At 66.4% G+C, this 8815-nt stretch carries 11 protein-coding genes; all 11 read left to right on the top strand.

The window, feature by feature from the left end; genetic code table 11:
* A partial coding sequence (locus VMJ11_RS33230; protein ID WP_325625358.1) for a UDP-N-acetylglucosamine 1-carboxyvinyltransferase occupies positions 1-691 on the top strand: 691 nt, incomplete at its 5' end.
* A complete protein-coding gene (gene hisG / locus VMJ11_RS33225) occupies positions 688-1386 on the top strand; it encodes an ATP phosphoribosyltransferase (protein WP_325625357.1) in 699 nt (232 codons plus the stop codon). The genes VMJ11_RS33230 and hisG, both read left to right, overlap by 4 nt.
* A 76-nt stretch (positions 1387-1462) precedes the next feature.
* The gene (hisD, locus tag VMJ11_RS33220) at positions 1463-2782 is read left to right on the top strand and encodes a histidinol dehydrogenase (protein WP_325625355.1); all 1320 of its coding nucleotides are present in this window, start codon (positions 1463-1465) and stop codon (positions 2780-2782) included.
* 257 nt (positions 2783-3039) lie between these two features.
* Positions 3040-4116, top strand: a complete 1077-nt coding sequence (hisC, locus tag VMJ11_RS33215; RefSeq protein ID WP_325625353.1) for a histidinol-phosphate transaminase — start codon at positions 3040-3042, stop codon at positions 4114-4116.
* Between the two features lie 55 nt (positions 4117-4171).
* Positions 4172-4759: an imidazoleglycerol-phosphate dehydratase HisB gene (gene hisB / locus VMJ11_RS33210; protein ID WP_028206573.1), complete on the top strand. Its 588-nt coding sequence runs from the start codon at positions 4172-4174 to the stop codon at positions 4757-4759.
* 263 nt (positions 4760-5022) lie between these two features.
* Positions 5023-5664 carry an imidazole glycerol phosphate synthase subunit HisH gene (hisH, locus tag VMJ11_RS33205; RefSeq protein ID WP_325625351.1) on the top strand — a complete coding sequence of 214 codons (642 nt, stop codon included), beginning with the start codon at positions 5023-5025 and terminating at the stop codon, positions 5662-5664.
* 174 nt (positions 5665-5838) lie between these two features.
* Positions 5839-6591, top strand: a complete 753-nt coding sequence (gene hisA / locus VMJ11_RS33200; protein ID WP_325625350.1) for a 1-(5-phosphoribosyl)-5-[(5-phosphoribosylamino)methylideneamino]imidazole-4-carboxamide isomerase — start codon at positions 5839-5841, stop codon at positions 6589-6591.
* 286 nt (positions 6592-6877) lie between these two features.
* Complete coding sequence (gene hisF / locus VMJ11_RS33195) at positions 6878-7660, top strand: imidazole glycerol phosphate synthase subunit HisF (protein ID WP_325625348.1); 783 nt, start codon at positions 6878-6880, stop codon at positions 7658-7660.
* 4 nt (positions 7661-7664) lie between these two features.
* The gene (hisI, locus tag VMJ11_RS33190; RefSeq protein WP_325625347.1) at positions 7665-8072 is read left to right on the top strand and encodes a phosphoribosyl-AMP cyclohydrolase; all 408 of its coding nucleotides are present in this window, start codon (positions 7665-7667) and stop codon (positions 8070-8072) included.
* Positions 8069-8437, top strand: a complete 369-nt coding sequence (locus tag VMJ11_RS33185) for a phosphoribosyl-ATP diphosphatase (RefSeq protein WP_110388464.1) — start codon at positions 8069-8071, stop codon at positions 8435-8437. Before hisI ends, VMJ11_RS33185 begins: the two co-directional genes overlap by 4 nt.
* A gap of 124 nt (positions 8438-8561) precedes the next feature.
* Positions 8562-8815, top strand: a 254-nt coding sequence (locus VMJ11_RS33180; RefSeq protein ID WP_414694556.1) for a DUF4870 family protein, incomplete at its 3' end; no start/stop codon positions are given.

Here is an 8815-nt window from a genome sequence, read left to right as displayed (position 1 = left end):
GGGCGACCTCGCGAACCTGCTCGTGCAGATGGGCGCGAAGATCGAGGGCATCGGCACCGACCGCCTCGTCATTCAAGGCGTGGACAAGCTGCACGGCGCGAAGCACACGGTCATTCCCGACCGCATCGAAGCGGGCACGTTCCTCTGCGCGGTCGCGGCCGCGGGCGGTGACGTGACGCTGCGACACGTGCGTCCGCACATCCTCGACGCCGTCACCGACAAGCTGCGCGAAGCGGGCGTGACGATCGAGGAAGGCGACGACTGGATGCGCGTGCGCATGCACGAGCGCGCCCGCGCCGTGAACGTGCGCACCTCCGAATACCCGGCGTTCCCGACCGACATGCAGGCGCAGTTCATGGCGCTCAACGCGATCGCGGAGGGTACCTCGCAGGTCGTCGAGACGATCTTCGAGAACCGCTTCATGCACGTGCAGGAGCTGAATCGCCTCGGCGCGCACATCACGATCGACGGCAAGACCGCGCTCGTGGCGGGCGTCGAGAAGCTCTCGGGCGCGAAGGTGATGGCAACCGATCTGCGCGCCTCGGCGAGCCTCGTGATCGCGGGCCTGTGCGCCGACGGCGAAACGCTGATCGACCGTATCTATCACCTCGACCGCGGCTACGACCGCATGGAGGAGAAGCTCACGAAGATCGGCGCGAACGTGAAGCGCATCAAGGGGAGTGCAGCATGAGCACGGTCGAATCCCGGCCCACCCCGGCGGCGGCAGCCGGCGCGCCACTCACGCTCGCGCTTTCGAAGGGCCGCATCTTCGAAGAGACGATGCCGCTCCTCGCCGCCGCCGGCGTGCAGGTGGCCGAAGATCCGGAAACCTCGCGCAAGCTGATCCTGCCGACCACCGACCCGAACCTGCGCGTCATCATCGTGCGGGCGACCGACGTGCCGACATACGTGGAATACGGCGCGGCCGACTTTGGCGTGGCGGGCAAGGACGTGCTCAACGAGCACGGCGGCGGCGGCCTCTATCAGCCGATCGATCTCGACATCGCGTGCTGCCGTCTTTCGGTGGCCGTGAAGGCGGGCTTCGACTACGCGAATGCGGTGCGCCAGGGCGCGCGCCTGCGCGTGGCGACCAAGTACACGGAAGCCGCGCGCCAGCACTTCGCGGCCAAGGGCGTGCACGTCGACCTCATCAAGCTGTACGGCTCGATGGAGCTTGCGCCGCTCGTCGGCCTTGCCGACGCGATCGTCGACCTGGTCAGCACGGGCGGCACGCTGCGCGCGAACAATCTGGTCGAGGTCGAGGAGATCATGCCGATCTCCTCGCGCCTCGTCGTGAATCAGGCGGCGCTGAAGTTAAAGCGCGCTGCGCTGCGGCCCTTCCTCGACGCGTTCGAACGCGCGTCGCGCCGCGAGCAGGCTGCCTGAGAAGGCGTCGCCCGCGCGCCGCGCGCCCGACTCTGAGCGGGCGCCGCGCGCACAACCGTTACGGATGGATACCAGCATGGCTATCACGATGCGCAAACTCGATTCCAGCGCCGAAGGCTTCAAGAAGGCGCTGCATGCGGTGCTCGCCTTCGAGGCGAGCGAGGATGAGGCCATCGAGCGCTCCGTCGCGCAGATTCTTGCCGACGTGAAGGCGCGCGGCGACGCCGCCGTGCTCGACTACACGAACCGCTTCGACCGCCTGAACGCCACGAGCGTTGCGGCGCTCGAATTGCCGTTTGCCGAACTCGAAGCGGCGCTGGAGAGCCTCGAGCCGAAGCAGCGCGCGGCGCTCGAAGCCGCGGCGGCGCGCGTGCGCGGCTACCACGAGAAGCAGCGCATCGAGTGCGGCTCGCATAGCTGGCAGTACACCGAAGCCGATGGCACCGTCCTCGGCCAGAAGGTCACGCCGCTCGACCGCGTGGGCCTCTACGTGCCGGGCGGCAAGGCAGCGTATCCGTCCTCCGTGCTGATGAACGCGATTCCCGCGCGCGTGGCGGGTGTGCGCGAGATCATCATGGTCGTGCCCACGCCCGACGGCGTGAAGAACCCGCTCGTGCTGGCGGCGGCGCTGCTTGGGGGCGTCGACCGCGTGTTCACCATCGGCGGCGCGCAGGCCGTGGCCGCGCTCGCGTACGGCACGGACACCATCCCGCCCGTCGACAAGATTTGCGGGCCGGGCAACGCCTATGTGGCATCGGCCAAGCGCCGCGTGTTCGGCACCGTGGGCATCGACATGATCGCCGGCCCCTCGGAAATCCTCGTGCTGTGCGACGGCACGACCGACCCGCGCTGGGTGGCCATGGACCTGTTCTCGCAGGCCGAGCACGACGAGCTCGCGCAGTCGATCCTCCTGTGCCCGGACGCAGGCTTCATCAAGCGCGTGGAAGAGGCCATCGCCGAATTGCTGCCCGCGATGCCGCGCGCCGAAGTGATCGCCACGTCGCTCACAAACCGCGGCGCGCTCGTCAAGGTGCGCGACATGGCCGAAGCCTGCGCCATCGCCAACGACATCGCGCCCGAGCACCTCGAAATCTCGGCACTGGAGCCGCAGAAGTGGGGCGCCGAGATCCGCCATGCGGGCGCGATCTTCCTTGGTCGCTACACGAGCGAAAGCCTCGGCGACTACTGCGCGGGGCCGAATCACGTGCTGCCTACGTCTCGTACCGCACGCTTTTCGTCGCCGCTCGGCGTTTATGATTTCATCAAGCGCTCGAGCCTGATCGAAGTGAGCGCGGAAGGCGCCCAGACGCTCGGCGAGATCGCAGCGGAGCTTGCGTACGGCGAAGGCCTGCAAGCGCACGCACGCAGCGCCGAATTCCGCATGAAGCAGGTCTGAAGCGTCGCTGCGGGAAGCGGCGCGCGTTGCCGGCAGGTCGCATCCCGCATACAGCGCGCGCTTGAACGAAGCCGCTGCGCACCATGGAGACGTTGCGTAGCGGCAGGCCCCGCGCGTGTGCGGGACGTAGCAGTCCGACTGGCGGTGTGAACCGCAGTGTGAACCCCACGCAGCAGAGACCAAGACGATAACCAGGGCGGCCGGCGCAGCCGAGCAGCCCGTGCTGGCGGGCCCGCTCGCGCGAACCGCCTTTCGACATGACGACACCACAAGACATCATCCGTCGCGACGTGCTCGCGATGACGAGCTACCCAGTGCCCGACGCTTCCGGATTCGTGAAGCTCGACGCCATGGAGAATCCGTTCCCGCTGCCCGCCGATCTCGCCGCGAAACTGGGCGAACGCCTTGCGGCCGTGGCGCTGAACCGTTATCCCGCGCCGCGCCCCGAGGTGCTGATCGCGAAGATCAAGAAGGCGATGCGCGTGCCCGCCGACTGCGACGTGCTGCTCGGCAACGGCTCCGACGAAATCATCAGCATGATCACGACGGCGTGCGCGAAGCCGGGCACGAAGGTGCTCGCGCCGGTGCCGGGCTTCGTCATGTATGCGATGTCGGCGAAATTCGCGCAGGTGGAGTTCGTCGGCGTGCCGCTCAACGCCGATTTCACGCTCGACGTGGCGGCCACGCTCGCGGCGATCGCGGAGCACAAGCCCGCAGTCATCTGGCTCGCGTACCCGAACAACCCCACCGGCACGCTGTACGACGACGCCGACATCGAGCGCGTCATCGCGGCCGCAGCGGCGGCGAAGAGCCTCGTGGTGATCGACGAGGCCTACCAGCCGTTCGCGATGCAAAGCTGGATGCCGCGCGCGGGCGAGTTCGACAACGTGGTCGTGATGCGCACGATGTCCAAGCTCGGGCTCGCGGGCATCCGCCTCGGCTATCTGGCGGGACGCCCCACCTGGCTCAACGAATTCGACAAAGTGCGTCCGCCCTACAACGTGAACGTGCTCACGCAGGCGGCCGCGGACCTGCTGCTCGAGCACGTCGACGTGCTCGACGCGCAGGCCGCACAATTGCGCGCCGAGCGTGCGAAACTTGCCGCCGAAGTGGCGAAGCTGCCGGGCGCGCAGGTGTTCGAGAGCGCGGGCAACTTCCTGCTCGTGCGCGTGCCCGACGCGGCGTCCGTGTTCGATACGCTGCTGACTGCCCGGATCCTGATCAAAAACGTGGGTAAAATGCACCCACTGCTGGCGAATTGCGTGCGTCTGACCGTCGGGACCCCCGAAGAAAACGCACAACTGCTCGCTGCCCTGAAGCTCGTGCTCAAATGAGCCGAATGCTTCGTTCTCCCATTCTCCTGTTACGGGCTGTTTGAAGGAAATTGCCATGCGCGTCGCGCAAGTCGTTCGCAACACCAGCGAAACGCAAATCCGCGTGAAACTGAATCTGGACGGCACCGGCGAGCAGAAGCTCGCGACCGGCGTGCCGTTCCTCGACCACATGCTCGACCAGATCGCACGACACGGTCTGATCGATCTGGACATCGAGGCGCATGGCGACACGCATATCGACGACCACCATACGGTCGAAGACGTCGGCATCACGCTCGGCCAGGCGGTGGCGCAGGCCATCGGCGACAAGAAGGGCATTCGCCGCTACGGCCACGCCTACGTGCCGCTCGACGAGGCGCTCTCGCGCGTCGTCATCGACTTCTCGGGCCGTCCGGGCCTCGAATTCCACGTACCGTTCACGCGTGCGCGCATCGGCACGTTCGACGTCGACCTGTCGATCGAATTCTTCCGCGGCTTCGTGAACCACGCCGGCGTGACGCTGCACATCGACAACCTGCGCGGCCTGAACGCGCACCATCAGATGGAAACCGTGTTCAAGGCATTCGGCCGCGCGCTGCGTCAGGCCGCCGAACTGGACGAGCGTCAGGCGGGCAAGATCCCGTCGACGAAGGGCAGCCTTTAAGCGAGACCGTCCAGCGACCAGAAGGCGAGCCGCTTCGCGCCGCGCTTGGCCCCCCGCGTGGCGCGGGCCTTCGCGGTACGCTTTGCGCGCGAGGGCAGCGGCTGGCATGCGGCGTGCGCGCCACATTGGCCATTCGGCTGATGGGCTTGCGCGTGCCGACTGGCGTACATTGACGGCTTTGAGGGCAGAACAGGGCACAGCGGGGCGCACCTACGCGCCTGCACCAGCGAAGGGCAGGGCCTGACGAGCAGGCCGGATTCGAGATGAAAACTTCAATTGCGATTGTGGATTATGGGATGGGCAACCTGCGTTCGGTGGCCCAGGCGCTGAGGCAGGCCGCGCCGGAAGCCGAAGTGGCTATCGTCGAGCGCCCCGAGGCGATCCGTGCGGCCGACCGTGTCGTGCTGCCGGGGCAGGGCGCGATGCCGGACTGCATGCGCAGCCTCGCCGAATCGGGTCTGCAGGATGCGGTGCTCGAAGCCTCGCGCAACAAGCCGCTCATGGGCGTGTGCGTGGGCGAGCAGATGCTATTCGACTGGAGCGCGGAAGGCGACACGAAGGGCTTGGGCCTGTTGCCCGGCAAGGTCGTGCGTTTCGATCTGGAAGGCCGGCTGCAGGACGACGGTTCGCGCTTCAAGGTGCCGCAGATGGGCTGGAACCGCGTGCGCCAGGTGCGCGCACACGCACTGTGGGAAGGCGTGCCCGACGAAAGCTTTTTTTACTTCGTGCACAGCTACTACGTGGTGCCGGCAGATCCGGCGCACACCGTGGGCGAGACGCCGTATGGCGCAGCCTTTACCTCGGCAGTGGCGCGGGATAACATCTTCGCCACCCAATTCCACCCGGAAAAGAGCGCCGCTGCGGGCTTGCGCGTGTATCGCAACTTCGTCTACTGGAACCCCTGATTTTGTGCGGCGCTGACACTCGCAGCCGCCTCGCGCACGAGCGCCGCGGCATTCGATTTGTGTCAGCAAGGCTGCCGAAAGAGTTGTACTAAACTAGCGAAACGGCGTCGGATCGGGTCTTTTTTCCACCGGCGCCGGCAGACTTCAACCTCCTTCCCAGACACACCCGAAGCTATGCTGCTGATTCCGGCCATCGATCTCAAAGACGGTCACTGCGTGCGCCTCAAGCAAGGCGATATGGACCAGGCGACGATTTTCTCCGAGGAACCGGCGGCCATGGCCCGACACTGGGTCGAGCGCGGCGCGCGCCGTCTCCACCTCGTCGACCTGAACGGCGCGTTCGCAGGCAAGCCGAAGAACGAAGACGCGATCCGCGAGATCATCGCGGAGGTGGGCGACGAGATCCCCGTGCAGCTCGGCGGCGGTATCCGCGACCTCGACACCATCGAGCGTTATCTCGACGACGGCCTTTCCTACGTGATCATCGGCACCGCCGCCGTGAAAAATCCGGGCTTCCTGCAGGAAGCCTGCACGGCTTTCGGGGGGCACATCATCGTCGGTCTCGACGCCAAGGACGGCAAAGTCGCGACCGACGGCTGGAGCAAGCTCACGGGCCACGAAGTCGTCGATCTCGCGCGCAAGTTCGAGGACTACGGCGTCGAGTCGATCATCTACACCGACATCGGCCGCGACGGCATGCTGCAGGGCATCAACATCGAAGCGACGGTGCGCCTCGCGCGTGCGGTAAAGATTCCCATCATCGCGAGCGGCGGCCTCTCGAACCTCGGCGACATCGACGCGCTTTGCGAGGTCGAGGACGAAGGCGTGGAAGGCGTGATCTGCGGCCGCGCGATCTACTCGGGCGACCTCGATTTCGCCGAGGCGCAAACGCGCGCAGACAAGCTGCGCGAATCGGACGACGCGTAAGCGTCGAACGTCGGCCTCCGTGACCGGAGGCCTTTTGCTTCTGGCACCGCGCCGGCTTCGCCGTACGGCATGGCGCTCGCACCGGATATTTTCGCGACAAGGTGCAAAGCGCGCGACAATGGGCGGCGCGACACGCTAAAAGCGCACCACGGCGCATCACGGCGCACCGCGTTCGAAACGGGGCCGGTAGCCGTCTCAGGCTCATGCCGGGCAAGCGCCCGGCACCAGCGGGCACCCAGCAGGCAAACCTCAGGCTCCAACACCGACTGGCAACTTCGGCAAGATCATGGCTCTACCAAAACGCATCATCCCCTGCCTCGACGTGACCGCCGGGCGCGTCGTGAAAGGCGTCAATTTCGTCGAGCTGCGCGACGCGGGCGACCCCGTCGAAATCGCGCGGCGCTACGACGAGCAGGGCGCCGACGAGCTCACGTTCCTCGATATCACCGCGACCTCCGACCAGCGCGACCTGATCCTCCCGATCATTGAAGCGGTCGCATCGCAGGTCTTCATTCCGCTCACCGTGGGCGGCGGCGTGCGCGCCGTGGCGGACGTGCGGCGCCTGCTCAATGCCGGTGCGGACAAGGTCAGCATGAACTCGTCGGCGGTCGCCAATCCGCAGCTCGTGCGCGATTCCGCCGACAAATACGGCTCGCAGTGCATCGTCGTCGCCATCGACGCCAAGCGCGTCTCCGGCAACGCAGCGTCAGGCGAGCCGGCGCGCTGGGAAGTCTTCACGCACGGCGGGCGCAAGGCGACCGGCATCGACGCCGTGGAGTGGGCGCGCAAGATGGCCGAACTCGGCGCGGGCGAAATCCTGCTGACGAGCATGGACCGCGACGGCACGAAGAGCGGCTTCGACCTCGAACTCACGTGCGCGGTGTCCGACGCGGTGCCGATTCCCGTGATCGCCTCGGGCGGCGTGGGCGGCCTGCAGGATCTCGCGGACGGCATCGTCAAGGGCCATGCCGACGCCGTGCTGGCGGCGAGCATCTTCCACTACGGTGAGCACACGGTCGGCGAGGCGAAACGCTTCATGGCCGAGCAGGGCATTTCGGTGAGGATGTGACGCCATGAGCAACGCTCCGACCAACTGGCTGGACAAGGTCAACTGGGACGCCAACGGTCTCGTGCCCGTCATTGCGCAGGAGGCCAATACGGGCGACGTGCTGATGTTCGCGTGGATGAACCGCGAGGCGCTCGCGAAAACGGTCGAGACGCGCCGCGCGGTGTACTTTTCGCGCTCGCGCCAGCGCCTGTGGTTCAAGGGCGAGGAGTCGGGGCACGTGCAGCATGTGCGCGACATCCGCCTCGACTGCGACGAAGATGTCGTGCTGCTCAAGGTCGAGCAGGTCTCGGGCATCGCGTGCCACACGGGCCGCCACTCGTGCTTTTTCCAGCAATTCGAAGGCACCGTCGACGAAGGCCGCTGGGTCGCCGTCGACCCGGTGCTGAAAGACCCCGAACACATCTACAAATGACGCAACTGAACACCAACGACACGCTGCTGCGCCTTGCGGCCGTGATCGACAGCCGCAAGGGCGGCGATCCGGACGCCTCCTACGTCGCGCGCCTTTTCCACAAGGGCGACGACGCGGTGCTCAAGAAGGTCGGCGAGGAAGCCACCGAAGTCGTGCTGGCCGCGAAAGACGTGCGCCAGGGCGGCGCGCCGAAGGCGCTAGTGGGCGAGATGGCCGACCTGTGGTTTCATTGCCTCGTGACGCTTTCGCATTTCGACCTGAGCCCTGCCGATGTGCTCGCCGAACTGGAGCGTCGCGAGGGCCTCTCGGGGCTCGAGGAAAAGGCCCTGCGCAAGAGCCGCGAGCGCGAAGAGAACGGCGACTGAGGTAAGGGCTGAAGCCCCGACTCCAGACGGGAAGGCGCCAAAACGCCAACTCTGGTCGACAGCTTTGCATGGGACCAGAGTAAGGCGCTAAAGCGCCAACTCTGGTCGACAGGAGACGACGAGCATGTCCACATCCGGCGATTACCCGCCCCCTTCCTGGCGCAACGGCGTCGACGCGGACCGCTTGCGCACCCTGCGCACCTTCACGCATGTGCTCTATGCGCTTTACGCGGTGTACTGGCTCACCGGTGGCGTCTCGGTGCTCGTTGCGATCATCCTCAATTACCTGAAGCGCGACGAAGCCTTGGGCACGCCCTACGAGCAGCACTTCACCTGGCAGATTCGCACGTTCTGGCTCGGACTCGCCGGGCATCTGAT

The sequence above is a fragment of the Paraburkholderia sp. genome, from assembly GCF_035501035.1.
GTDB lineage: Bacteria > Pseudomonadota > Gammaproteobacteria > Burkholderiales > Burkholderiaceae > Paraburkholderia.
This window is presented reverse-complemented; position numbering and strand designations above follow the sequence as displayed.